20 protein-coding genes and 1 pseudogene are annotated in these 25,955 nt (G+C 46.9%); 15 read left to right on the top strand and 6 right to left on the bottom strand.

Translation table 11 applies throughout. The features are described 5' to 3' along the window. Positions 1–117: 117 nt before the first annotated feature. The 8 genes from GQY55_RS12110 (at position 118) to GQY55_RS12145 (ending at position 11,526) form a co-directional block, all read left to right on the top strand. Positions 118–1,635 carry an S-layer homology domain-containing protein gene (locus GQY55_RS12110; protein WP_160041651.1) on the top strand — a complete coding sequence of 506 codons (1,518 nt, stop codon included), beginning with the start codon at positions 118–120 and terminating at the stop codon, positions 1,633–1,635. Between the two features lie 232 nt (positions 1,636–1,867). Further along, entirely contained in the window at positions 1,868–2,791 is a 924-nt protein-coding gene (locus GQY55_RS12115) for an ArsR/SmtB family transcription factor (protein ID WP_160041652.1), read from the top strand. Positions 2,792–3,026: 235 nt separating this feature from the next. Beyond that, on the top strand, positions 3,027–4,415 hold the full coding sequence (locus GQY55_RS12120; RefSeq protein WP_160041654.1) for an ABC transporter substrate-binding protein: 1,389 nt from the start codon (positions 3,027–3,029) through the stop codon (positions 4,413–4,415). A gap of 97 nt (positions 4,416–4,512) precedes the next feature. Then, positions 4,513–5,406 (top strand): carbohydrate ABC transporter permease, encoded by an 894-nt coding sequence (locus tag GQY55_RS12125; protein ID WP_160041656.1) that lies wholly within the window; start codon positions 4,513–4,515, stop codon positions 5,404–5,406. A gap of 30 nt (positions 5,407–5,436) precedes the next feature. Then, positions 5,437–6,276, top strand: coding sequence for a carbohydrate ABC transporter permease (locus GQY55_RS12130; RefSeq protein ID WP_160041658.1), 840 nt, complete (start codon positions 5,437–5,439; stop codon positions 6,274–6,276). 3 nt (positions 6,277–6,279) lie between these two features. Continuing rightward, on the top strand, positions 6,280–8,721 hold the full coding sequence (locus GQY55_RS12135) for a family 43 glycosylhydrolase (protein WP_160041660.1): 2,442 nt from the start codon (positions 6,280–6,282) through the stop codon (positions 8,719–8,721). Positions 8,722–8,783: 62 nt separating this feature from the next. Then, positions 8,784–10,547, top strand: coding sequence for a glycoside hydrolase family 2 protein (locus tag GQY55_RS12140; RefSeq protein ID WP_160041662.1), 1,764 nt, complete (start codon positions 8,784–8,786; stop codon positions 10,545–10,547). Between the two features lie 10 nt (positions 10,548–10,557). Further along, on the top strand, positions 10,558–11,526 hold the full coding sequence (locus GQY55_RS12145) for a glycoside hydrolase family 43 protein (protein ID WP_160041664.1): 969 nt from the start codon (positions 10,558–10,560) through the stop codon (positions 11,524–11,526). Between the two features lie 217 nt (positions 11,527–11,743). On the opposite strand, the gene GQY55_RS12150 is transcribed toward GQY55_RS12145, so the two are convergent. Further along, positions 11,744–12,538, bottom strand: a complete 795-nt coding sequence (locus tag GQY55_RS12150; RefSeq protein WP_160041666.1) for an SDR family NAD(P)-dependent oxidoreductase — start codon at positions 12,536–12,538, stop codon at positions 11,744–11,746. 745 nt (positions 12,539–13,283) lie between these two features. Here GQY55_RS12150 and GQY55_RS12155 point away from each other — a divergent pair. After that, a complete protein-coding gene (locus tag GQY55_RS12155) occupies positions 13,284–14,138 on the top strand; it encodes a stalk domain-containing protein (RefSeq protein WP_160041668.1) in 855 nt (284 codons plus the stop codon). Positions 14,139–14,268: 130 nt separating this feature from the next. Here the strand turns inward: GQY55_RS12155 and GQY55_RS12160 are convergent, their stop codons facing one another. Then, a complete protein-coding gene (locus tag GQY55_RS12160) occupies positions 14,269–15,840 on the bottom strand; it encodes an alkaline phosphatase family protein (protein WP_160041670.1) in 1,572 nt (523 codons plus the stop codon). 324 nt (positions 15,841–16,164) lie between these two features. Here GQY55_RS12160 and GQY55_RS12165 point away from each other — a divergent pair. From GQY55_RS12165 to GQY55_RS12180, 4 genes and pseudogenes are all read left to right on the top strand, one after another. Continuing rightward, positions 16,165–16,914, top strand: a pseudogene (locus tag GQY55_RS12165) (aldo/keto reductase); the annotation flags it as partial. A 474-nt stretch (positions 16,915–17,388) separates the two neighbouring features. Further along, positions 17,389–17,892, top strand: coding sequence for a DinB family protein (locus GQY55_RS12170; RefSeq protein ID WP_160041672.1), 504 nt, complete (start codon positions 17,389–17,391; stop codon positions 17,890–17,892). A 192-nt stretch (positions 17,893–18,084) separates the two neighbouring features. After that, on the top strand, positions 18,085–18,459 hold the full coding sequence (locus GQY55_RS12175) for a GyrI-like domain-containing protein (RefSeq protein ID WP_160042262.1): 375 nt from the start codon (positions 18,085–18,087) through the stop codon (positions 18,457–18,459). 186 nt (positions 18,460–18,645) lie between these two features. Beyond that, positions 18,646–19,881 carry an RNA polymerase sigma factor gene (locus GQY55_RS12180; protein ID WP_160041674.1) on the top strand — a complete coding sequence of 412 codons (1,236 nt, stop codon included), beginning with the start codon at positions 18,646–18,648 and terminating at the stop codon, positions 19,879–19,881. A gap of 36 nt (positions 19,882–19,917) precedes the next feature. On the opposite strand, the gene GQY55_RS12185 is transcribed toward GQY55_RS12180, so the two are convergent. The 4 genes from GQY55_RS12185 to GQY55_RS12200 all read right to left on the bottom strand — a co-directional run bounded on the left by GQY55_RS12185 (position 19,918) and on the right by GQY55_RS12200 (position 24,381). Further along, a complete protein-coding gene (locus GQY55_RS12185) occupies positions 19,918–22,077 on the bottom strand; it encodes a catalase (RefSeq protein WP_160041676.1) in 2,160 nt (719 codons plus the stop codon). An 81-nt stretch (positions 22,078–22,158) separates the two neighbouring features. Then, the gene (locus GQY55_RS12190) at positions 22,159–22,851 is read right to left on the bottom strand and encodes a hypothetical protein (protein ID WP_160041678.1); all 693 of its coding nucleotides are present in this window, start codon (positions 22,849–22,851) and stop codon (positions 22,159–22,161) included. Between the two features lie 272 nt (positions 22,852–23,123). Next, entirely contained in the window at positions 23,124–23,585 is a 462-nt protein-coding gene (locus GQY55_RS12195) for a hypothetical protein (RefSeq protein ID WP_160041680.1), read from the bottom strand. Between the two features lie 4 nt (positions 23,586–23,589). After that, positions 23,590–24,381: a hypothetical protein gene (locus GQY55_RS12200; RefSeq protein ID WP_160041682.1), complete on the bottom strand. Its 792-nt coding sequence runs from the start codon at positions 24,379–24,381 to the stop codon at positions 23,590–23,592. 476 nt (positions 24,382–24,857) lie between these two features. On the opposite strand from GQY55_RS12200, the gene GQY55_RS12205 reads away from it, so the two are divergent. Together GQY55_RS12205 and GQY55_RS12210 are read left to right on the top strand one after the other, a co-directional pair. Further along, the gene (locus GQY55_RS12205; protein WP_160041685.1) at positions 24,858–25,271 is read left to right on the top strand and encodes a nuclear transport factor 2 family protein; all 414 of its coding nucleotides are present in this window, start codon (positions 24,858–24,860) and stop codon (positions 25,269–25,271) included. Positions 25,272–25,441: 170 nt separating this feature from the next. After that, positions 25,442–25,897 (top strand): GNAT family N-acetyltransferase, encoded by a 456-nt coding sequence (locus GQY55_RS12210; protein ID WP_160041687.1) that lies wholly within the window; start codon positions 25,442–25,444, stop codon positions 25,895–25,897. Positions 25,898–25,955: the final 58 nt, after the last annotated feature.

Consider the following 25,955-nt stretch of genomic DNA (forward strand, 5'->3'; position numbering starts at 1 on the left):
TGCCCAACAAGTTGCCTAATGATTATAACCTGTCTAACTTTATGGGGTCACTTCAATACAAGGTGGTTTTCTTTTGTTGATCGACAACGATCAAGAGCAGCAGAGAGGGATGAACGAATGAAGAAATCTTTGAAAGTGATGTTAACCGTGCAGACCGCGATAACCTTAGGGATAGGCGGTTTATTTGCGCCAGAGCTGCATGCGGATCGTCTTACGGCCAAGGTCCCTTTTGCGGACATGAAATCGCATTGGTCGGCTGACAGCGTTGCTTGGGCGCTCAGCAAAAACATCGTACGCGGCTATGAAGACGGCACGTTCAAACCGAATCAACCGGTAACGGAGGCCGAGTTTTTGTCCATGCTCATACATAGCTGCAGACCGGATGTCGCGAACGGTACTCCCAGATGGGCAGAGCCTTATTACATGCTTGCCGAATCCCTGAATTATCCCGTAAGCTCTTCAGACATCAAAGCACAAAACCAGCCGATTACGCGTCTCCGTGTGGCGGAGCTGATCGCCTCGGCGGAAGGGATGAATTATGAAGGCGATGATGCCATCCGGTTTATGTACGGCAAGGGTCTAGCCAAAGGCGAGGGCGGTCAGCCGACCATCACCAGCTTTAACGGTTCCAAGACGCTGACGCGTGCCGAGGCGGTTCAGTTTATCAAAAACTTGTCGGATCACGGATCAGGTGAAATGCACGCAAGACCGGCAACAAGTTCGGACACGAGCAAGCTGCCGGACATTCCGTTCGGAAATGAAAAGGTCGCAATTGAAACAGGAAAAACTCAAAATCAAAATACAATGATCCCCGTATTAAAGCTGGATGACAAACCCATTGCTTTTAAAACAAAGCCGGTTGTTCAGAACGGAATCGTCTATTTTCCGATTGAAGAAGTATGCGCTGCATTTGGAATAAGTTATCAAGAAAATGCCGACGGCAGCGTGACGACGACAAACGGAATCGAAACGAATACGTTCAGAAGCGGCGAAGTCGATTCCTTTATCCATAATAATCCGAAAAATCCGGTTTTAGGGTCCGAAGAGATTCCGCTCGACGGGCAAAACCCGATGAAAAAAATCAACGGCGTCTTTATGATACCGGCGGAGTCTACAGAAAATCTTTGGTTTGCCGTAAATAAGGATGCGAAAAAATATGCCGACATGATGGTTATTGCCAACGGGCAAGAGGATCAAAGCGAATTGAAGTTTTATACCTACAAGCAAAACGTTCTCACATCCTCGGAAAACATGGATGGCACAAACAAGCGTCCGGGCGGTGACGGCGGGTTTGAAGGCGAAGGTAAAGTAAACAAAAGCATATGGGTGAAAGAGTATACTGAGCCAAGCTTGGGGACAAACGTGTACGCCACCTGGAGATGGAGTTCCAAAGACGATCTTTTTTACAAATTTAAAGAGGTCAAATTTACCGGGTCGATCGTAAACGGCACCGCCTTAGGCATGTTAGAGTTTAGCGGGGACATAACGTATTACAAGGAAGATGGCCGCGAAGAACAGCTCAAACCCGCGGAATTGCAAGACATAAAGCTGCCTTACAAAAACGGGGACATCCTAATGACATGGAACGACCTGCTGAAGTTGTTTTCAAAACATGACATTATTCTGCCCGATTAATGGTTTACTGCATGAAAAAGCCGCATCGTTGCGGCTTTTTGAGCATTTGTCACGGGGGCAGGGGTCGAAGTTCAATTTTTTAGGATACGATTTACTGTTTATGATTAGAGGATTGATGTAAATTGAAGCGTCATTATGTTTTTATTGTTTTAATACAATATTTCTGTACATATACGTGATTTATTGTTTATAATATTGTAAAAAAATCAATTCACAGGAAGGTGACATCCCGTTGCTTGAAGTTTCCATAAATGATTCCGAGCGATTGGTTAAGGTAGCGCATGCACTCGGCACGCATACAAGGGTCAATATCATCAAATTGCTGTTGGACAAACCCAATCTCAATATTCTTGAAATTGCCGAAAAGCTGGATATCCCCGTTTCCACTGCCGCCAACAATGTCAAAGTACTGGAAGAGGCCGAATTGATTGTAACAGAACTTCAACCGGCAACTCGAGGGGCTATGAAAGTGTGCAGCCGGAATTTTGACGACGTTCGTCTCATTTTGAATCCGGGTGCTTATGATCCAAATACAACCAAAGTCGTAGAGATGGAAATGCCGATCGGACATTTCAGCAACTTTGACATTGTGCCGACTTGCGGCATGGCAAACACGTCAGGCATGGTATTTCAAGAGGATGAGCCCGTCAATTTCTATCTTCCGGAGAGCAGGACGGCTGAAATCATCTGGTTTCGGAAAGGATGGATTGAATATCGTTTCCCAAAAAAGCTGCCTGCGGGAGCGCAAATCCACACGCTCGAATTCTCCCTGGAACTTTGCTCGGAAGCTCCGAACTATAATAATGATTGGCCTTCGGAAATTACAATATGGGTGAACGAGGTTGAGGTTGGCTCGTGGATATCGCCGGGGGATTTTGGCGACCATCGAGGCAGGCTGAACCCGTCGTGGTGGTATGACAACAGCACGCAACACGGTTTGCTGAAGAGCTGGTCGATTGACCTGACGAAGAGTATGATCGACAAGGAGAAATGCTCCGATATTTCGCTTCATGATCTCCGGTTGGGTGAAAAGCCGTATATTACGCTCAGGATCGGAATTAAACCGGATGCGAAGCACCAGGGCGGAATAAACTTGTTCGGCAGAGGGTTCGGCGATTATGAGCAGGGAATTATGATGAGAATGGAATATAACTAAAGCGATACCTATTAAGTTCCAGATGTTTTGTGACAACAAAGCAATCTGGTCTTTTTTTTGCTTAATAATACAATATTATTGAAAGAAAGCGTTGACAATTCGTGTTTTTCTACTTATTATCTTGTTAATAAATGAAATAATTGAAATAAAACAATTTAGTTGTAAGCTTTTTAGATGCAACATGTTCTTCAATTATTTTGTTTATTTCGACTTTATCAAAGGGGGAAGAGGGTTTATGTTTCGGAAATGGAAATGGTTTAGTCTTTCGTTAACTTTGGTACTCAGCTTCGTGTTGGTGCTCTCCGGTTGTAACTCCGGCAATAACAAAAGTGAAGACAACTCGGCAGATTCTAAAACGCAAAATAAAACAGAAGAAGCAACAGATGCCACTCCTGACAAAGATGCAAAATCTGAAATCGAATTTATGGGGTGGGGCGGAGATTCCGAGAAAGCCGTTTTTGAGAAACTGATCGCATCCTATATGAAGAAGTATCCGAATAAAAAGGTGAAATATACCGTCGTTCCTCCTGCGGAATATTATCAGAAGCTTGATACCTTGATTGCAGCCAAGAAAACCCCGGACGTATTTTATGCCGGCGGAGCTCACTTTAACAAGCTTGTCTCCAGCGGAGTGCTGCTGAACCTGGAATCCTATCTGAAATCCAGCGAGTTGGTGGATACGAATAACGTTTGGAAACAAGGGCTTGACCGTTATCGGTATGACGGTACGAAGGTGGGCGCCGGAGATTTGTACGGGTTGCCGAAAGACGTGGGTCCATGGGCGCTTGCCTACAACAAGGATCTGTTCGACAAGGCCGGATTGCCATATCCGAGCGCAAAAGCCGGCGAATACACTTGGGATCAGATGATCGCCGATGCCAAAAAATTGACTACGACCAATGCACGCGGAAAAATCGATACCTTTGGCGTGGCCGCCTATTCGCTTGAATCGGCGGTATGGGCGAATGGCGGGGATTGGGTTGATCCGTCCACGGGCAAAATTACGATTGATACGCCGGAGTTTGCCGAAGCGATGCAGTTCGTGGCCGATTTGAGTCTGGTCCACAAGGTCAGCCCGTCTCCGGATGACGAGAAGGCGCAGAATGGTTATACCCGCTTCGTTGCCGGCAAAGTGGCGATGTTCCCGATGGGGCCATGGGACCAGCCGGGTTTCTGGGATTTGCCGTTCCAATGGGATATCGCGGCATGGCCGGCAAGCCCTAAAACAGGAAAAACGGCGACGTGGCTCGGCTCCCTTGGATTCGTGGTTTCGAAAAATACCAAATATCCGGAAGATTCATTCGCGCTTGCCTCTTACCTGAGTCTCGACAGAGATTCCCAAAAAGAAAACTATGTTCTGGGGCAGGCCGTACCGAACTTGATCGATATGGCGAAGGGCGAATTCATGGCCATGGATAAGGCGCCGAAATCACGCCAGGTATTCATCGACATTATTGAAGATTACGGCCGGCCGCCGATTGAAGTATCCTCGAAGAACACCAAATGGCTGGACACGTTCTGGCAGGATGCGAGTCAGGTATGGACCGGTCAAAAAACGGCGGCGGAGTTTGTAAAAGCAGAGCAGCCTAAGCTGCAAAAGCTGTACGACGAGAACAACAAGTAAAGGACTGCTAATGCTGAGGCGGAGGAGCGAAAACGACGAGAGCTCGGTTTGCGGCGTTTTCGCTTTTTCCGTTTGCAGTATAGGGAGGAAAATGTGAATGAAGAACAAAACCCCGGGATATCGGCGTAAAGAAATCATTTGGTCTCTGCTTTTTATTGCCCCGCCAATATTGGGCTTCCTGATTTTCAGCTTGACGCCGCTGGTCACTTCGTTCGGATTAAGCTTCATGTCATGGGATATGTTCACGCCCGCCAAATTCACGGGCGTGGAAAATTTCCGGTATATGTTCGCGGACGAGAAGTTTTACAAGTCTCTTTTTAACACGGTTTTCCTGCTTCTTGGGGTTCCGCTTGGCATGATCATTTCCCTGGTGCTGGCCATCCTGATGAACCGGCAGCTAAAAGGGATCTCGATTTTTCGCACCATTTACTACATTCCGGTCATTTCACCGATCATTGCAATTTCATTGCTCTGGCAATGGCTCCTCAATTACGACTACGGGATTATCAATGAATTTATTTGGGACGTTTTCGGAATTCAAGGGCCTAACTGGCTTGGCGATCCCAACTGGGTAAAACCGTCGTTTATTATTATGGGACTTTGGGGCGGAGTCGGCGGAAACATGGTTCTCTATCTGGCCGGTTTACAGGGGATATCGTCCAGTTATTACGAAGCGGCTCAGGTGGATGGAGCTTCACGTTGGCACCAATTTAAGCATATCACCCTTCCGCTGTTGTCGCCGATTCATTTTTATGTGGTTGTGATGGGGGTTATCGGTACTTTCCAATCCTTTAGCCAAATGTACATTCTGGCGGCCGACGGCGGACCGGAGTACAGCGGGGCGACGATTGTATATTACATCTTCCAGGAGGCCTTCAAGTATTTCAATATGGGATACGCAAGTGCAGTGGCATGGGTTCTGGGGATTTTGATTTTTATCCTGACCCTTTTCCAGTTCCGCATCTCCAAGCGCTGGGTCTACCAGGATTAAGCTCACGCAGGAATAGGAGGATTGAAAAGTATGGTAAAACAACGCCGTTTGATCAATTTGATCGTCTATATCGTGCTGATCGCAGGGTCATTTATTATGCTTGGCCCGCTGGCATGGACGCTTTCCACGTCCTTAAAGAACCAAAAGCATGTTTTTGATATTCCGCCTCAGTGGATTCCGAATCCGATTACCTGGCTGAATTACGAGGATGTGTGGACCAAAGCGCCTCTGCTGTACGGTTTTATGAATAGCGCTATCGTCGTCGTGTCCGTTTTGTCCGTCGGTTTATTTGTTGCGGCCATGGCGGCATACTCGTTTTCCAAGTTTGACTTTCCATTCAAAGAAGGCATTTTCCTTGCCCTGTTGGGAACGATGATGATCCCTTATTCTGTCGTCATGATTCCCCAATATATCGGGTTTTCGGAACTCGGATGGGTTGATACGCTGCTGCCGTTAATCGTTCCGGGCATGTTCGGAAATATCGTAACGATCTTTTTCTTCCGTCAATTTATGCAGGGTTCCATTCCGAACGACCTGATTGATGCGGCAAAAATCGACGGTTGCGGGTATTTCCGTACGTTTACGACCGTGGCGCTTCCCATCGTGAAGCCCGCGATCGCAGCCCAGGCCGCGCTTGGCTTCATGGGAATTTGGAACGACTTCTTAGGACCGCTTATTTATCTGCACACACCGGAACGGCAAACCATTCAGGTGTTGATTGCAAGCATGCAATCCAATTATATCTCCACCTCCAATTATCCGTCGCTGATGGCCGCTTCGATCATTGCGCTTTTGCCGGTCGTTATCGTCTTTTTCTTTGCCCAACGGTACTTTATTGAATCTCTTGCCATCACGGGCATCAAAGGCTAACCCATGAAGCAAAACGGCAAGGTATGGGGGCTGATCGGGGTTTCGCTGGCAACGGCCGTCGCTGCGGTGGCGGCAACGGTCTTTGTTTTAAAAAATAACAACGGGAACGAGCAGACATCCGGGGGAGAGATTGCAATGAAACAAACCTACCAAAATCCGATGAAACTGGATCAGGAGTGGGAGGACTACGGCATAGGCGATCCCTATGTACTGAGATTCAACGGGAAGTATTACTTGTATTGCAGCACGAAAGATTGGCGGGTCGGAATCAAGGCGTGGAGCTCAGAGGACCTGATCCATTGGCAATATGAGGGGCTGGTAACGGAAGATCCCCTGACGGAGGGAGCCTACGCGCCGGAGGTCGTTTATTGGAACGGATCCTTTTATATGTACACTTCTCCCGGCGGCAAGGGGCATTATGTGCTGAGAAGCGACAGTCCGACGGGGCCGTTTAAGGTGGAAACCGATAATTTGGGATTAAGCATCGACGGATCCGTGTTTATTGATGATGATGCAAAATGGTATTTTACGCACGCTGCACCGGGTGGAATCATGGCAAGCCTTATGGAGGATCCTTACACGATGGGCCCCGAAGACAAGCTGAATACGTCGTTAGGGCATTGGACCGAAGGGTCGATGATCATCAAGCGTCAAGGCCGTTATTTTATAACCTATACAGGCAACCATGTCTTTAGCCGCGGATACCGCGTCAATTATGCGGTTGCTCACGACTCGCCAAACGGCATCTATACGATACCGGAAAATAACCCGATCCTCATATCGACCAAAGAGGACTTTAACGGCTTAGGGCACAGTTCGACCGTGATGGGGCCGGATATGGACTCCTATTATATCGTGTACCACAATCTGGCCGGCAGGTCGGCTGAAGGCCCGCCGGTTCGGATGATGAACATGGATCGGCTGCTTTTTAACGGGGATAAGATGTCCGTTGCCGGCCCGACGCATGGGATGCCGGTCCAAGCGCCCGCCCGGCCCGCCTTTTATGATTATTTGACGGGGTTGCCTGGTGAAGAACATTGGCAGCATCAAGAAACGAAGCAAAACAAAGAGACATGGATTACCAAGGAAAGTACCGGCAGCAAGTTTACGGCTGAGTTTAATGCTGTGTTCTCCGAACGGGAGGATCAGAAAGCTTCGGATTCCCGCGCGTTTGAGACGCTGTTTTCATATCAAGATGCAGACCGTTTCCGCGGAATTCGTGTGGATATGCATTCAAAAACGTTATCTTTATTTGAAATGGAGCAGGGAAAGGAACGGGTCGTCCAAACCGGGGATTTGCCCAAAGGAATGGACTTGACCAAACATCATACCTTGCGGACGGAATCGGATCAAGAAGGGACTTTGGTCTATTGGGATGGACTGCTCCTGCTGAGCGATAAGCAAATGAAAGGGGTCGCCGGTGCGATCGGTTACCGCTGGTCAACGGCTCTGAACCCGACTTTGGGCTATACGGCTTTTTCGAACGAATCGGGCGGCAGCAGCGATCATAAGGTTCTTCACCCCCTTCCGGGAACGATGGAGGCCATTCACTGCATAACAGGCGAGGACGACGGCCGGGCATTTTCCGTAAATGACGGGGATACGCCGGATGGAAGCTACTCGGTAACCCTCCTGAAAAATGACTCGGAGTTGACCTTTCCGGTTTATGTCAAGGAAGAAGGGACTTATCTGATCTCCGCTATGGCGGCAAAGGATAGCGCGGGAGGCAAGCTGACCGTTCATGCGGGAGGCAAGCGCAAAGAGATACCGTTAAAGGCAGAAGACTTCTCGAATGAGTCGGAATGGTCAAAGATCCCGTTGGCTTCGTTCCATCTCGGCAAAGGGCCCCAATGGATTTCCCTGTCGAAAGAGAAGGGAGAAGTATCCATCCGGTACATCGAAGCCGATAAAACAGTCCCTGCGCCATCCCGGCAAACCGTCGAATTCACGGATCAATTCGGGAGTTGGGATGTGAGCGGCAAACAAATAACGCTTCAATCGGAAGCCCGGGAAGGCAAGTTGTTCGGCGGAGATTCGGACTGGAGCGATTACGAGGTGAACCTTCAATTGACCCCCACGGGCGAGGCGCCTTCGAAAGTTGCTTTGTTATTCAGAACAGCCAATGAATCCGATTTTAAGGATCAGGTAAACGATTCTTTTATGGGGTATGAACTCTCCTTCAATAATGGGTTCATGAGGCTGAACCGGGTCAATTACGAGGTGAACGAAGAGAAGGCGTCGGAGCTCCTGGAGCTTGAAAACAACAAGGCCGTAAACATCCGGGTAAGGCTCGAAGGTGCTGCTATCAGCGTATTTATCGGCGACTCGAAAAAGCCTTTGTTAACCTGGACCGATCCGAATGCTTTTCTGACAGGACGTGTTGGATTACGCACGGCATCGCAGGACTGGTTATTTTCACCGGTCACTGTTACGCCTATCAAATAGACGAAATGATACCTATATAAATACAAGCACAGAATACAGTGCAATAAAGGAGCAGGAGATTAATGGCAACCGCAATGTATATCAAAGACTACCCCCGTCCCCAATTTGTGAGAGAGAACTGGACTAATTTAAATGGAGCGTGGAACTTCAGGTTTGATGACGCCGATGTAGGCGAGCAGGAGAAATGGCAAGAGGGTTTCCAGAGCGATCTGAAGATCAACGTTCCTTTTACGTATGAAACCAAGGCCAGCGGAATTGGAAGAGAGGAGCATCATAGCCACGTCTGGTATCACCGTCCGCTTGAGGTTCCCCGGGAATATGCCGGGAAAAGGGTGCTTTTGCACTTTCAGGCCGTAGATTATGTAGCCAAAGTATGGATCAACGGGACTTATGTAGGCTGTCATCAAGGCGGATATTCGGCATTCACCTTCGATATCACCCCCTATATCTCGGTGGGCGCGACCAATCAGCTAACTGTCAAAGTGGAAGACACGATGGACGCCACGCAGCCCCGGGGCAAGCAACGGTGGGTGGAGAACAATTTTGAATGTTTCTACGTGCAGACGACAGGTATATGGCAAACCGTATGGCTTGAAGTCGTTGAACCCGTTCATCTCGATGCGGTGAAAATCACGCCGGATGTCGACGCGCGCGCTGTACGTTTCGAGTATCAGGTGGATGGAAGCTTGGCCGGCAAAGAAATTCGGCTGGAGACGATCATCAGTTTGAAAGGCAAGCAGATGAAAAAAGCAAGCCTTGTCATCGACCGTCCATGGCTTCAACTGGATGTGGATTTGGTCCATGAAGCCAACGGTCCGTGGAAGCAGTATTTATGGTCTCCGGAACGGCCTAACTTGTACGATGTGGAATTTATCCTTTACCAAGGGGAAGAGAAAATCGACCACGTTTATTCGTATTTCGGGATGCGGAAAATATCCATCGAAAAGGACAAAGTACTGCTCAACAATGTACCGATCTATCAGCGGCTTGTATTGGACCAGGGGTACTGGCCTGAGAGTCATCTGACCCCGCCGTCGGAAGAAGCGATCCTGGAAGATATCGATAAGATCATGCAGATGGGGTATAACGGAGTCCGCAAGCATATGAAAGTGGAGGATTCGCGTTTCCTGTACTGGTGCGACGTGAAAGGACTTTTGGTTTGGTCGGAGATGGCCGCTACTTTTGAATTCAACGATAACGCGATCCAGAGATTCACTTCCGAATGGATGGAGGTTGTTCGTCAACAATATAATCATCCGAGTATTATTACATGGGTCCCGTTCAATGAATCCTGGGGAATCATGCAGATTTTCAAAGACAAAAAGCAACAGAAATTCACGGAATCGATCTATCATTTGACGAAATCCTTCGACCCGTACAGACCGGTCATTACCAATGACGGCTGGGAGCATACGGTTTCAGATATTTTAACCCTGCATGATTACGTCGAATCCGGGGATGAATTTATGAAACGATATGCCGCAAAAGACGAAATCGTTCATAACGGCAAGTCCTTTAACCATTGGAAGTATGCGTTCGCGGACGGCTATCATTACAAAGGACAGCCGATTATCATCAGCGAATTCGGGGGCATCGCCTTCCAATCGGAAGCCGGATGGGGCTACGGCAAGCAAGAGTCCTCGGAAGAGGCTTTCCTTTCACGGTTCCGGTCCATTCATCAGGCGATTAAGGAAACGGACTACATTGTCGGGTACTGCTACACGCAAATCACGGATGTTCAACAAGAGATGAACGGCTTGTTGACGGAGGATCGCAAACCGAAGGTGCCGCTCGAGGTCATCCGTGAAATCAACATGTCCAAATAGGGGGAGTAACATGTCACGGCAAACTTTCCAAAACCCGATGCTTGCCAGCGGGGCCGATCCCTGGGTGATTAAGCATACGGATGGGTTTTATTATATGAGCGTTACCTTGCGTGACCGCATTGACCTTTGGCGGAGCCGGACTTTGACGGGGTTGGCTGATGCAGAGCCGACAACCATATGGACTCCTGAGCTGAACGGCCCGTATTCGCATCGTTTGTGGGCGCCGGAGCTGCATTTTATCGACGGATGCTGGTACATCTATTATACAGCCGACGACGGCGCCGGCGATGATACACGAAGAGTATGCGTTCTTCAACTATCGGGAGATGACCCGATGAAGGATCCGTGGATTTTTAAGGGGGCCGTCAATACGGAATTTCAAGGCCTCGACGGAACGGTGCTGCAACATCATGGTCAATGGTATTTCTTCTATGCCGGATATGGACATTTCCCGGATTATGGGTCAGCGATATATGCCGCGCGCATGATCAATCCGTGGACCTTGACCGGGCCGAATGTCTTAATTACGGCACCCACGGCACCTTGGGAGAAGCAGGGCGGAATGGCGATTAACGAGGGTCCCGTATTTTTGCGGCGTAATGGGCGGATTTTTCTTATATTTTCCGCCAGCGCCACTTGGTCCGATGACTACTGCCTGGGGATGGCCACGATTCAGGATTCCGCTGATCTGCTGGATGCCTCGGCATGGACGAAGCATGAAGGTCCCGTGTTTGCCAAAAATCCCGGACAGGGGGTATACGCCCCGGGACATAATAGCTTTACCGTTTCGCCGGACGGCTCGGAAGATTGGATAGCTTATCACGCCTACTCCTACTCCGAGTCCGAACAGGACCGTTCATCCGGGACGCCGCGAAGCATGCGGATCCAGCGGTTTGGCTGGAAGGAAGACGGAACTCCGGATTTCGGAGTTCCCCTATCTACAGAGGTTCGTATTCCTTTGCCTGCGGGAGAGGAATAACTCGGAAGAATACCCGAGTAAGCCAGCGGCTTGCCCGGGTATTCTTTTGTTTAAGGGTGCGATGCTATTAACACCTACAAATTTATGAAGCAATAATTAGTCGCATAACAATCAATATCATTATCGGTCGTTATGCAACCGCATTTGCTTCACAAATTGAGAGTGCGGCTACAAAAGATTGGGGAAATAAACGGGAGCAGCAGCAAGAATTGGTTGATTAAAACACGCTTCGTACTAATCCCCCGTCTATTCTTAACGCGGAACCATTTATGGCAGAAGAGAGAGGGCTGCTTAAAAAAGTAACGAGGTGTGCAATTTCTTCCGGTCGAATAAGCCTTTGAATAATGGAGGTCGGCCGATTTTCTTTCATAAATCGCTTTTCGGCTTCTTCCATGGTCAATTTCTCATTAGGATACAGGCTATTTAACATCGTTTCCACGCCTTCTGTTAAAGTAGAGCCGGGCATAACCGTATTTACGGTCACATTTGTTCCTTTCGTCAACTCGGCCAAACTGCGGGAGAGCGAGAGCTGCATCGTTTTGGTCGCGCTATAATGAGCCATTTCCAGAGACGGCATCATCGCTGCCTCGCTGGCGATAAAGATGACTCTGCCTTCTTTTTTCTGAATCATTTGTTTTAGGTACCGGCGAGTGAGCCTGACGCCGCTCATGATATTGACTTCAAACATCTTGAACCAATCTTCATCCGGAATATCGAAATATTCTTTCGGCTCGAAAATTCCCAGGTTGTTAATCAGAATATCTAGGTCAGCGTACTTCTCAATAACCTCTTGGCATCCTTGCTCCGTTCCCAGGTCGGCGACAACGGGCTGAAGGACGGCGTCAGGGTATTGTGCTTGAATTTCTTGTATAGTCTGATTCACTTTTTCTTCGCGGCGTCCATTAATAAGTACAGCGGCGCCTTCAGCCACTAAGGACATGGCGATTGCTTTTCCGATTCCTGCTGTAGAACCCGTAACCAGTGCCGTTTTTCCTTTTAAATGCAAATCCATGAATATCCCTCCCAAATTTATGTTTCTAAGAGTCAAAATCGTGTCCGGATCCGGACCGGCCCCAATGTAAAATGACTTGCGCAGAAGATGGAGTCCTGAGAACATAATGAAAATTACACCTGATCTGCGATCTTCCGGTAGTAAATTTACGCTGACAGTAGCATTACCAACAATAAAATGAATCATACCCCATAGCAATTTGCTTGGCACACTATATAAGTTGAACTAAAGAAACGTGACAAGGAATAGGCAAGAGGGAGAAATGATTCTGAAGAAGCGAAGTGTTCGCCTTTGTGAGCGGATTTCGACCATGAATGAGTTAAATCAAAGAAATCTGGGAGCAACAGCGATCGAAAGAACATTTCACCCGGCTGCCTTTATCCGCACAAAATATTGGTTCAACTTATATAGATATCACCGAGTGACATAAATAAAAAGAGAAGGGTCAAAGTCAGCCGGTAAATATGATTATGAGAGATATAAGCATGTTAGAAAAGTACGCACTTTGAAGTGCTTTAGATACTTAACAGCTCCATAGGCACTTTTTGGTTTCTATATCAGGATTTTTGCAAAATTCGATTCCTGCCGCTCCAGGGTACAATATACATACGAATTAAACCGTTTCGCTCTATAAATTGCTGATTGGAAGTCGCTTTTTGGATTTTTGCAAAATCAGCAACTTTTTTAAGATACAGACGTTACTAATATAGTAATAAAAATATGCAATTAGTGGGTGAGAGTTACTGTGAAAACAAAGCGTTGGAAATATGCCGTCGCCATTATATTTATGATGTCAGTGCTTTTTCCGTTTGGAGCTCCGAAATCTGACGCGGCTTCCAAGTACGTCGAGCTGGAATTGCAATGGAAAGACGGCCGGATCAATCATATTCAGACGCTGCTTAAGGACGGAGTGACTTACGGAAGCTTTTTTTCGCTGGGCAGCGGAGCCGGTCTGAATTGGAAAATGGAAGGTGAAAATACGGCTGTTCTGAGCGGCTATAACAAGCGTGTTGTTGTACGCATGGGAAGCAAAATTGCCGAAGTAAATGGTCGAAAAGTGGACATGGGCAGAGAACCTGTATGGTATATTAGTCACCTGTATGTGCCGATCAAATTCCTTGCATCTGCTTTAGACGGAGAATTGGCCAATCAGGACTTGAAAACGGGGAAAGTAACCGTGACGGGACTCAGCAACTATAAGGATACCTTTTATGGAAGCGTGATGGGATACAACTATACAATACGCGCAGCAACTGGGGATATTGAAATTACGAATGTCTATACGGGTCAAAAGAATTCGATTCCGTTAGGCATCAAGGACATTGATGTGAATACGCATGATCTCACTATCGACTTCAAGTTGACTCCCAAAAATCTGCTTGTTGTAACCGTTGAATATACTAATCGAAAGACGAAAGACTATGATCTGTATACGTTGATATTCAAGAATCAAGGGCTGATTCGCAAATCCGCGGCTCACGGGTTAATGGAGAAGTTTGAAATCCTGAAGCCGGACGGTACGATTCAACTCATGGACGACCAGAATCTACGTGTTATTGATGACGGAAGCGGCAGCGTACTTGAGGTAACCGCTCGGTAACGCGGCAATGATTCTTTACCCGAACGGACAATATAAGTTGTCGTCACGACCGGAGAACAAGATATTATATAGTTAACCGGATGAATAACATATCAATTCCACAAGGGTTAAGCTCCGTAGGTTTCGCGGCTTAACCCTTTAAATGTTGAAGAAAAAACGATTTTAAATCGACGACCCGCAGCGACTCCGGTTTATGGTCCGTTCCGGCAATAATCAGAGGGACGAGCGATTCCATCTGACTTATACCACCATGTCCAGCGCCTCCTTTATGGGTGGGCGAACTGCCATACTTCAATTCATATCCCGGTTTTGCGGTGATTACCATGTATTCGCCGTCATGCGAATGTAAGGCTGCGTACAATCGCCGTAAAACATCGGGATATTGTCCATAATCCACTGCGTGCTCCTGGGTATTGATTTGTAAGTCCAGCACTTCCGGGTCTTTATCCAATGTCCATGATTGTTTATAACGATCGACCATATCTCCATGGGGGCGATAGGCGAATTCTTTGGAAGATCCCGATCGAACAACGCGAATCCATCCATTTTCTTTCCACGCCAAAAGATCGATTCTCCGGTCCGTTTTCAGAGCGTCCGATAGTTGTTCAAAAGAATATTGATGGGTTAGCTTATATAGATAGGCCATTCTGTCATTTACGGCAAGAATGATCTCGGTTTGGTCCGTTACGGCGCCACCTTGCTTTAATACGCGATATCCCTCCAAGGATTGGCCTAAATCAATCACCGGTTGTTCATTTTTCGGGAGGACATGCGTCATACCGTTATCTCCCATAATGATGATCACGGCTTTTTTCAAAGCCTGTTCCCGTGAACCGAATGCTTGCAACAAAGTCTGCAATTGGTTATCCGTGCGGATCACGCCGTTCAAATCGGAAGGACCCTTTTTATGTATCTTGGTGTCGAGATCGGGAAAATAGACGTAAAGAAAATCAGGCAATTGCTCGTTCCGAATGAGATGGGTCACCATTTCAAGGGAGTATCCATTGTTAAAGCCGAATCGGCCGATTGGCCCAACCGGCAAATTTTTCACGCTTTTCAGTGGATTTGAGAAAGCGCCATAGGCCAACAAATCCGGACCTTTTACCTTGTGGTTCTTGGGTAGTACGGTAGGTTTATGAATCCAAAAAGGAAAATTCAGCTGGTGATCGCAGCTTCCCCGGTAAATCAATCCGTTAACGGACCCTGATTTTAATCCCATACGGGCCAATTCTTCAAAAATGGTCGGAACTTGCGGATTCAAGTGGGTTCCGTTCATACGGATCAATGCATCCTTTAGATATTGATTGATTCCGTTCCGGTATATTTCCCAAAATCCGCTGCCATAGTTAATGAGTTTCTTGTCTTGCTCAGAATACCAGACTAGTCCCGGTACGCGATGTTCATCCGGATACGTTCCCGTAAGCAGGGTGCTGTCGATCGATACGGACATCGTCGGAAACGAGGTAACAACATCCTTGTAATATTGACCGTGTTCAATCAAGAACTGAAAGGTTGGCAGTTTATTTTGTTCGATTCCCTTATCAATCGACTGACTCATTAATGTATCGACAACAATGAGGATCATTTTGGGCGAAACCGGAATGGTTCCGGATTTAGCCTGAGCTCCGCTTAACATGAAATCGCTTTGTTGCTGCAACCTTTTCACCTGCCAATCTTTTGTCAGCATTCTCTTCAGCCACATTATTTGCTTTCAGCATTCAAAATATTCGGCATCTGAACCCACAGTGAGCGTCACTGCAGGTTTTATTTATGTTCAATAACCACCGCAACAAAGAATATGCCCCCTCTGATCGAAGAAATGAACACCTGCTGCCTCTGGTATCATTCTTTAGCAGGTACTTTTTAGTTCCCATGTTACTCGAAAGTGCGTACTTTTTTTTCGGTTGAGATGCTTCATAATTAATTTCTGTCACACGATGTAATCAACATTGTTGATCTGGCCAGTCATTGATTCCCATATCAATGAACTGAAAATATATATATAAATTTTAGGAGGGCATCTTAGATGAGAAATATGCTGCAAGGAAAACTTGGTTTTGGTACGGCGCCGCTAGGCAATATGTACCGTGATATCCCGGAGGAAGAAGCGATTGCAACGGTAGACGCGGCTTGGGAGAGCGGCATCCGTTATTTTGACACAGCACCGCTTTATGGATCCGGCTTGGCGGAGATGCGTCTTGGTGAAGCGCTGTCGAAAAGAAATCGGGACGAGTACGTTTTGAGTACAAAAGTGGGCCGAATCATTTCGGATGAATTGGAAGATCCATCCAAACGCGATCTTGGTGAAAAAGGCGGTCTTTTCGAATTCGGCCGTAAGAATAAAATCATCAACGACTATAGCGCGGATGCAACCCTTCGCTCGATCGAGGATAGTTTGAAACGTTTAAAAACAGATCGTATCGATTTTGTATATATTCATGATGTAGCGCAAGACTTTTATGGCGATGAGTGGATTTCGCAATTTGAAATTGCCCGAACAGGGGCATTCCGTGCGCTCACACGTTTACGTGAAGAAGGAGTCATTAAGGGTTGGGGACTCGGAGTTAACCGGGTAGAATCGATTGAACTCATGCTCGATTTGGAAGAAGCCAAGCCAGACGTATCCTTGCTGGCTGGTCGTTACACATTGTTGGACCATGAGCGTGCGCTGCAACGGCTAATGCCAGCGGCTGTAAAACATAATATGGACATTGTCGTTGGGGGTCCGTATAGCTCAGGTGTTCTTGCTGGAGGTACTCACTTCGAATATCAAAAATTTATGAAGTAAAAAAGGGGTGTCTCAAAGTTGAAATAGGAACTTTGGGACACTCCTTTTTCACTTGTCGTTCAAGTCCTTACGCCGATGCAGCGAATGCGCTGCGTATCCGTAGTTTGTAAGTAAGCTACAGCAATATGAAGAAAGTTATAAGTATGCTACGTTCGTGGGCCAAAACGAATCATTTAGGAGTTGGGTCAGAAAATCATATAAGACTTTGAATTGAATAAATCTAACTTGTTCTAAGGGACTTATGTACAGGTTAAAGCCGAGGAGGTGTTTGTTCTATAACGAAGAATAACATATCGAATGCATTCTGTTCCACAAATATAGATGGAGGAGGGATCGGGTAAACAGGTTGGTCGAATACAACTTATAAGAGCCTCGAAGTTGGGGCTTTTTTTAACGATATGAAGTTGTTCGTATTATTTTTTTCCTAATAAAAACTATCCGTAAAGAGGGGCGTGAACAAATTTGGATACTGCTACCGTAGTGATTGATTTTCTGATGAGGAAATACAAAGCCGATCAGAAGTGGACTCGTATTGTCATTGAGCAATTATCCGAAGAAGATATTTTATGGTCACCTACGCCAGAAAGCAATAGTATCGCTAATTTGGTCGCACACATTTCAGGGGCGGTATATGAATGGTTTGAAACCGTATATTTTGGTGCTCCAAATAACCTGGATCGGAGTAAAGAATTTGATCGCGGTCTGCAAATGTCGAAAGAACAAGCATTAGAACTTTCAGAGAAATCATACGATTGCATCATTAAGGTTCTTGAAATCATGAAAGCAAATCCTGAAAAATTGCTGGAGCAGCCATACATAAATTACTCAACGCTTAATGGCGCCTTAGATAATCAAGCCACCGCTCTCGAAATGCTTTTACATCAATTTAGACACTTGCCTAGTCATACGGGACAAATCATTTACATTGCAAAAATGCGGAAGGGGCATCTGGATTGGGAGATGTAAAAGTATACATACTTAACTCTTCCTGCAAGCAATGATTTCAGCAGGTGCTAAAATGGCTTGCGTAACATGTTCCCGGACTTGATAACGAAAGTGACATAATCGATACCTCCATCGATTGTTTAAACCAGCGTGGAGCTGGGGCGAAAAAATGAGTTTGAATAGCTTCGGCATGCTGACTTTTTCGTGCAGGAAATGCACGGCATTCATTTTTTATCTTCGATAATATTGAACTTGAAAGGAGAGGGAATACTGGGACGTTTTGGCGACACCCTATTGCATGCGGCCTTATATGATGACAATGGGGAATCTTTCAAATACATGATATGTTATCATTTACCAAAGGGACTCGAAATTCTGGAGAGATTTACAAAACTTTCTGTTCCGGCATTCACATGGGCAATATTCCCGGAGCCGGAATGCGATTTGCAAAAACTATGGGATCGAATCTATTCCGAGTGGTTTCCGGCATCCGAATACGAGCAGATTGAAGGCCCTAGTTTCGAAATGTATTATGGAACAGGAGAGCATGTTACGGGGGAGATCTGGATACCGGTAAGAAGAAAATAACTTATTACTCAAGAGTAGAGAATAATTAATAGAACGTACTTGTGGGCCCTTTAGGTTATCTGAAACGGCCCTTTTTTGCTGGGCTAACCGCTGTTAATCGTAATCATTTATTTTTTTTGCAAATGGCGTGGCTTTTTGGCTCCCTCCGGTGTCTAATTCATTGTAAATCAAGAGGAGGTTCTCACCATGTCAAGAGCTCAAGACACAAAACCTGTTTATCCGGATAAACAGGAGAGCGTTACCGGCTTTGAAAGCACGTATGAGCTGTATCGTCCAAGAATCCGCAAGTACTTCTCGTTAAAATTGAACCCAATGGTAGCAGATGACTTGACTCAACAGGTTTTTTTGAAAGCCGTCGAAAACATTCACACCTTTAAAGGCCGCTCTAATTTATTCACATGGATATTTAACATCGCTCAGAATACTGTGAAAAACGAATATAGGAGGATATCGAGAAAAAAAGAATCTCCATTTGATTTTACAGCTTATGAATCACAGTCAATTTCTCTTGAATTTACAAATTATGTGGATTTTCGGATTGATATTGGAGCTGCGCTCAATCAATTAGATGAGGTTGACCAGGAAATTATTGCATTACGCTTTTTTGTGGACTGCACGCTGCCTGAAATCGCCAAGATCGTTGAGATGCGCGAGAGTGCCGTGAAGAACAGATTGTACCGATCTTTGGAAAAACTGAGGAAAGAACTAAAAGAATGGGGGGACATTACCATCATGTCTATTCAAGATTTGATTTCAATTGTAAATAAGGGCAACAACGAGGGCACGAATAATCGTCTGAAGAAAGTACATCATGACTTGTTCGTTGAACTCAGCAAACATGTCGAAAGAGTCTCGTCAAAATATAATCACGATCCGTCACGAAAAGTAGTTATTGAAATATACCCCGATCTGCCAACGTTTCATCAGGCAGTAGGAGAAGCTGATGCTCCCAATTGGTTTATGGGCACGTATGAGGGGCATATCCTTAAAATAGTATCTCCCTTGAACCCGGGACCCGAGCACACGTATCAATCCATCCTGAAAAGCACGGTCCACTTGTTCACCATGTGGTTGATCAGTGATATTAATCCCAATGTACCAAAATGGATAAGGCAGGGGATCGGTGGATATGAAGCTAAACAGATGACCGAAGACTTTCTAAAAGGCTCTACGGAAGAAGCCATCCGCAATCTCGAAATCCCGTCTTTTGAAGAATTAAACAACGATACTTGGGATTTCGAAACGATGAAAGGTTTTCAGTTCTCCTATATGTTCGTGGAATTTGTTGTGGAGAAATACGGAATAGATGCATTAAACAAGTTGATCCGAGCTCCTCATGCTTTTAATGAGATTTTTCAATGCTCCGAGTCTGAATTGCATATGAAAATGGTCGAATATTTAAGAAGTCCGGCCCCGCAATGAGCGAAGCCGGACATCCTTCATCCATTTTCAATTGATTCACTTAAAAGGTGAGTTCATCTGCATTTCCCGGCCCCAATGGCGGTGCATGGCGATGGCGTCGACCAGCTGCCGGGCAAAGACGCTGCCGTCTTCCGTCTCCTTGCGGATCACCAGTCCGGTATCCTCGCCCGGAGACGTCAGGTGGCCGGAAGACGCCGAAGCGTCAGCCAAATGCATGCCTGAGCCGGACAGCAGCCTGATGGCCGGCGCGGAAGCACCTATGGTTTTGAAGTGGTTGTAGGCCTCTGTCACGAAATTGGCCGCTTCTTTGATAACCAGCAGCTTATCGATGCTCTGCTCCCCGCCGGCTACATAGACGGCGTCAAACAGCACGGAGTCGGCCGTTAGGAAGGTATGCACTGCCTCCAGCCGCCTGCCGTCGGTTCCGGCAATCATCCCCAGATTCTCGCTGACGACTTCCGGCACGACGCCTGCTTCAGCGAAAGCATCGAGCACGGCCTTCATTTCGTCCGCGTCGAATCCGTCAGCGGCCAGCACCGCCACCTTGCGGGTGGCCGGTGACATGGCGGTATGAAGCTGGCTCAGCGCCGGCGAGGCCTGGGCATGGGCACCTCTTGCCGCCGCCGTCCCTGATGCTTCTTCTCCGGCCTTCGGCGGGTTGACGCCGACGCCCAGGGCGATTTTTTCTGCCAGCAGCAGATCCACGTTGGCGAACATATCGACGACCTGCTGTTGTACGTTTTTGCTTTTCACCTTGCCCACTTCGAAGCGGAAAGCCTTAATGATATGCTGCTTCTCCACGTCGGACATGCTGTTCCAGAACAGCTTGGCTTGGGTGTAGTGGTCCTTGAAGCTGTCGCTGCGGGCCCGGACTTTGCGCCCATCCACTTTTTCCTGATAGTGAACGTATCCGCCTTCCTGCTCTGAAACGGGGCGGGGGGCGTTGTTTCCAAGGGAGTTTTTATGATAGCTGGTTTGGCCCCGGTTGATTGTCATGCGGTGGTAACCATCGCGCTGGTTGTTGTGAACCTCCGCCACCGGCCGATTGATCGGAATTTCATGGAAGTTCGGTCCGCCCAGACGGATCAGCTGCGTATCGGTATAAGAGAACAGGCGTCCCTGCAGCAGTGGATCATTGGAGAAATCGATTCCCGGCACCACGTTGCCTACGTGGAAGGCCGCCTGCTCTGTTTCTGCGAACACGTTGTCCACGTTGCGGTTCAGTGTCATTTTCCCGATGCGCTGAACAGGAATGAGCTCCTCCGGCCAAATTTTGGTCGGGTCGAGAATATCGAAATCGAAGTTGAACTCCTCATCCTCCCGGATGATTTGCACGCCAAATTCATATTCGGGATAGTTGCCCATTTCAATCGCTTCCCACAGGTCGCGGCGGTGAAAGTCGGGATCCTTGCCGGCGATTTTTTGCGCTTCGTCCCAAACCAGGGAATGCACGCCCAGCAGCGGTTTCCAATGGAATTTCACGAAATGCGCTTCGCCCTGGTCATTGACAAAACGAAAGGTATGTACGCCGAAGCCTTCCATCATCCGGTAGCTGCGCGGGATCGCTCGGTCCGACATCGTCCACATGATCATGTGGGCCGATTCCGTGTTGCTGGCGACAAAATCCCAATGTGTATCATGCGCGGTGGACGCCTGCGGGATTTCGTTATGGGGCTCCGGCTTGAACGCATGAACCAAATCAGGAAACTTCAGCGCATCCTGGATGAAAAAGACCGGGATGTTGTTGCCTACGAGGTCGAAGTTGCCGTCCTCCGTGTAAAACTTGGTGGCAAAGCCCCGGGCATCCCGAACGGTATCGGCCGAGCCGCGCGAACCGGCCACGGTGGAGAATCGCACGAATACCGGCGTTTTTATCGAAGGGTCCTGCAGAAACTTAGCCTTCGTGTACTTCGTCATCGGCTTGTACACCTGAAAATAACCGTGCGCTCCAAAGCCTCGGGCATGAACCACACGCTCAGGAATGCGCTCATGGTCAAAGTGGGTCAACTTCTCCCGGAAATGAAAATCCTCCATTAACGTCGGCCCGCGTTCGCCCGCTTTGAGCGAATGTTCGTCCTCGGAAATTCGAACGCCTTGGTTGGTAGTCATTGCTTCGCCCGCATCGCTTACACGGAATTCCTCTAGCTGGCTGTCCTTTTTATCCTTCTGTGGGTGCTGCTCCTTATTACGGTCCATCAATGAATCCCCTCCTGTTGGTTACGGACGATACGATGTCCGAGTATTTACACACGTTTATTTACCCGGATAAAAATCCGCCTAAACGGGAATAGGAAAGAGAATAGCGGCAGGGGAGAAAGGGAATTCCGTCGCTTTGATGAGCAATTCATGATCTGATTCACGTAATCCAAGCGTGTTGGATGAGTGATGATCATGTCCTGAATCTTCATGGGTTTGACCGGGAGGCGACATCTGGAGATTGGAGTTCTGATGGGGTGAAGTGAGCAGGATAAATACAAAAGCCAATATAATGACCGCAAACATAAAGAGGGGATTCGACAACAGGAATGATCTTTGTTTTAATACATCGATTTTGATTTCCCCTTGCAGCAGGATGAAGAGAAGAAACATTATTCCGCAGCATAGAACGGACATGATTTTGACTGTGAGCCCTGCATATGGGGAAGGCATCATCACCATCAGCATCGTTCCCATCATGCCGCCCATCATACCAGACAATAAACCGTCCAGGACGGCCATTAAGCTGATCGGCGCACCGGTAACAACCCCGATTGCCCCGCCTATCAACATTCCGAACATCGTAGATTCAAAAAACTGACCCGGCAGCCAGATGGCGAGCAATGATCCCATCGCTAATCCACTTGTCATTCCCAAGCACATGGCGGCCATCATTCCGACCATACTGGTTAAATTCCTGCGAAAGAAGACGATAAACACCGCAATCCAAACCGAAAGCAAACCACACAAAGAACCCATGATAATCAAGTCCATGCACTTACCATGCCCCCTTACCCTATATAATATGAACCATATGGCTTGACCCAATGATTTATGTACGCAAGCCGGATTTCTATCCGCTGTTCCTGAACTACTTGATAGGGCTTGTACCGTAGGGAAGTGGAAGTGGTCGGGAATCGATAACTCAATAAAAAAACAATCAAAAGCAGCCGACTTCTTCTGATCGGCTGCCCATGCTCGGTGCTGCTTTAGGTTACTCTGCTTAAAGTTGAAGAATGGAGGATTGGACTTCCAAAATATAATTCTTAAATTATCCGTGCCGTCCCGAATGCATAATGATGCCACAAAATATCCTCCACCGTATCAGCTTGGGTTTCATCGCACTCAATGATGAGGATTACTTCTGAATTTTTTCCGCGTAACAGTCGTTGTTTCTTTTTGATGACCTTATAGTAGAATACGTCGATGCAAATCCCAAGACAAAAACCGCTTGCTGCACCGATCAGCCCACAATAAATCGGCCCCCATGCCAGTTTGAAACCAACGCTAGCCCCAATGACGGCAAACGCAGTCCCAAGGGTTGCTCCGGTGCTAATCAAGGAAATGCCGTCCGCGTTATGAATGCTGTCAAACAATCGCCGCTCCGTTTTGCGATTCGTTAAGGGTACGGCAAAAATATGTTCTTTTTTAATTCCGTTTTTCTCCAGCTCAGTAATCGCTATTTCTAAATTGGTGGAATGCTCAAACGTTGAAAAAATCTGTACCATCGTTTTATACCACCACTTTTCCCTTTTTTACTTGAAAAGAGGGGTTTTGGTAATGTTTGATCAGGAAGTCCTTTTGCTCGGAGTCAAATAACTTGTTGTTTTCTACGGTGTTTGCATACGAATCATACACTGCAAATCCCCACATGGAAGGCATAAACAGCAGCCATTGTTTGTCGAGCACAGAGGTTGACATTGTAATTTGACCCATAAACAGGTAATGAACGGCCAAAAGCATCTTGGAGAAATATACAAAAGCGATCGTCCAAGCCAGCGCGAAAAACGCGGTAAGCACGCGATGGATGTGCAGCTGCCCAAGGCCTGGCATAAATAAGGACCATATGACCGACATGGCGGGCTTTCGTTTGTCCAAATAATTGATCTCCATCGCTCCGATGGAAAATGAGTTAAACGGCGCATTTTCCCTTTCCGCCAGCAAATAAACTTTGTTCATATCGACCGAGGTCCGGTAACTGTCCCAAATGCCAAACAGATACACCGGAATATACATGAGCATCCATCTGGGATCCAGCACCTTTTTCGCTTCCTCAATATTTCCGCAGAAGGAATATACCATGGCCAGATTGATCTTTGCGTTGCAATTGACAATCACTTCCCACATAAACAAGGAGAGACCACGTAAATATTTGCTTAACAGGAGGTGACCAAAACCTGGAAAGGCTGCAGACCACCAAGCAATGAAATACGGATTGCGGATATGAATTTGGGTGGTACCGGCAATGGAAATATGGGCCTTGTACCGGCGGAACTTGTTTTCGATATTTCTGTAATTGTCCAAAAAGGTTTCCCTCCATGAATGTCCATTTAAATGACGTATATTCAAAAAAGCTTGCATGCGCTACCGTTCTTAACTATTATCCTGCTTTTTCACGAATTTCAGATTAGAGCTGTCGCAAGAACAAACGCGTAAGCAAAAAGGAAGTAGCGTAAATCTCGATTTTGCTCAAATTTTTGGAGACTAAAAAAAGATACCGCGTTCAGCAATAAAAAACCGAAAACATGGACATATGAATCGACCGCTTCCCGTTTTTACCCCGCACTATGATTACCTTATACGTATTATTGGATGATTGAGATGATAATAAACCCCTGACATGCCGGTTACTGTGCTAAGACAACGGACAGACAAATTATCCGGCGTGAGTTCGTTCCTCAGACAACAAGGAATATGAAAGCACGATGTCGAATAAGAAAAATGTTTTGTAAAGTTATGGTTTGAAGATGATCGCTTTTGAAGAAAGGGAGATCGTGAGCATGTCAGAGGATAATATTCGATACGAACAAGTGAAAATTATTTGTGCAGAAGATTGCGGAAACGCACCGAAAAAAGAATTGCTTAGAGCGTTTAATGTTGCTTTTGTTAGCAACGATATTGGCTTGATCATGGAGAACATCATTGAAGATATCCGATGGAGTTTTATCGGTAGCGATACATTACAAGGCAAGGATCAAGTTCTAAGAATGCTTGAAAAACTGATGGATAAAAAGCCAACGGAGTTAGTTATCAGCAATATAATAACGCACGGATATTCCGGTTCTTTAAATGGCATCCTGAACCTCGAAAATAATATTAGCTACGCTTTCTGTAATATTTATCGTTTCAATAGCAGTTTAAACAAAACAAAAATCAAGGAAATTACTTCTTTTATCATTGACATTTCAAAATAGCAAACGAGACATGAGTGCTAGTTTTCTTTTTTGGAAATCGAGGATAATATAGTGTTACACTCAATAAAAAAGCGGAGCGTTTCCCGGATAATTGCCTTTTGTTCGGGCAGGTTCGGCAGTACAATGATCACAGCGCGCATATGCAAAAATCTGTCGGCGGGGTGAACGGTATGGAAATTATAGTGGATGATTTAACAGGGCCTGAAATTGCCGGATTGATCCGCGAGCATTTGCAGAGCATGGCAAAGGAGTCGCCGCCGGAGAGCGTGCATGCCCTCAATCTGGACAGGCTCCGGCAGCCGGACGTGACGTTCTGGAGTGCATGGGAGCAGGGAGAGCTGCTTGGCTGCGGGGCGCTCAAGGAGCTGGATCCGGGGCACGGCGAGATCAAATCGATGCGGACCGCATCCGCCCATTTGCGAAAGGGTGTGGCCAGATCCATTTTGGCTCACATCATTGAAGAGGCGCGGAACCGGGGGTATCGGCGGTTAAGCCTGGAAACCGGCTCAATGGAATCGTTCCAGCCGGCGAGGCGGCTGTATCAGGCCTTCGGATTCAAAGAGTGCGGGCCTTTTGCGGACTATATCCTTGATCCTTACAGCACCTTTATGACTAAAGAGCTATAAGATGATCGGAACTAGAAAGGACATGCTCCAGTCATCGATGACGTAGCATGTCCTTTTC

This window comes from Paenibacillus sp. USDA918EY (assembly GCF_009870825.1).
Lineage (GTDB): Bacteria > Bacillota > Bacilli > Paenibacillales > Paenibacillaceae > Paenibacillus_AQ > Paenibacillus_AQ albilobatus.

Excerpts from the sequence above, each read along its gene's own strand:
- GQY55_RS12110 (WP_160041651.1), top strand. The coding sequence starts at position 118 with ATGAAGAAATCTTTGAAAGTGATGTTAACCGTGCAGACCGCGATAACC.
- GQY55_RS12120 (WP_160041654.1), top strand. The coding sequence starts at position 3,027 with ATGTTTCGGAAATGGAAATGGTTTAGTCTTTCGTTAACTTTGGTACTC.
- GQY55_RS12125 (WP_160041656.1), top strand. The coding sequence starts at position 4,513 with ATGAAGAACAAAACCCCGGGATATCGGCGTAAAGAAATCATTTGGTCT.
- GQY55_RS12130 (WP_160041658.1), top strand. The coding sequence starts at position 5,437 with ATGGTAAAACAACGCCGTTTGATCAATTTGATCGTCTATATCGTGCTG.
- GQY55_RS12135 (WP_160041660.1), top strand. The coding sequence starts at position 6,280 with ATGAAGCAAAACGGCAAGGTATGGGGGCTGATCGGGGTTTCGCTGGCA.
- GQY55_RS12140 (WP_160041662.1), top strand. The coding sequence starts at position 8,784 with ATGGCAACCGCAATGTATATCAAAGACTACCCCCGTCCCCAATTTGTG.
- GQY55_RS12145 (WP_160041664.1), top strand. The coding sequence starts at position 10,558 with ATGTCACGGCAAACTTTCCAAAACCCGATGCTTGCCAGCGGGGCCGAT.
- GQY55_RS12150 (WP_160041666.1), bottom strand. The coding sequence starts at position 12,538 with ATGGATTTGCATTTAAAAGGAAAAACGGCACTGGTTACGGGTTCTACA.
- GQY55_RS12160 (WP_160041670.1), bottom strand. The coding sequence starts at position 15,840 with ATGTGGCTGAAGAGAATGCTGACAAAAGATTGGCAGGTGAAAAGGTTG.
- GQY55_RS12175 (WP_160042262.1), top strand. The coding sequence starts at position 18,085 with ATGCACGGCATTCATTTTTTATCTTCGATAATATTGAACTTGAAAGGA.
- GQY55_RS12180 (WP_160041674.1), top strand. The coding sequence starts at position 18,646 with ATGTCAAGAGCTCAAGACACAAAACCTGTTTATCCGGATAAACAGGAG.
- GQY55_RS12185 (WP_160041676.1), bottom strand. The coding sequence starts at position 22,077 with ATGGACCGTAATAAGGAGCAGCACCCACAGAAGGATAAAAAGGACAGC.
- GQY55_RS12190 (WP_160041678.1), bottom strand. The coding sequence starts at position 22,851 with ATGGACTTGATTATCATGGGTTCTTTGTGTGGTTTGCTTTCGGTTTGG.
- GQY55_RS12195 (WP_160041680.1), bottom strand. The coding sequence starts at position 23,585 with ATGGTACAGATTTTTTCAACGTTTGAGCATTCCACCAATTTAGAAATA.
- GQY55_RS12205 (WP_160041685.1), top strand. The coding sequence starts at position 24,858 with ATGTCAGAGGATAATATTCGATACGAACAAGTGAAAATTATTTGTGCA.
- GQY55_RS12210 (WP_160041687.1), top strand. The coding sequence starts at position 25,442 with ATGGAAATTATAGTGGATGATTTAACAGGGCCTGAAATTGCCGGATTG.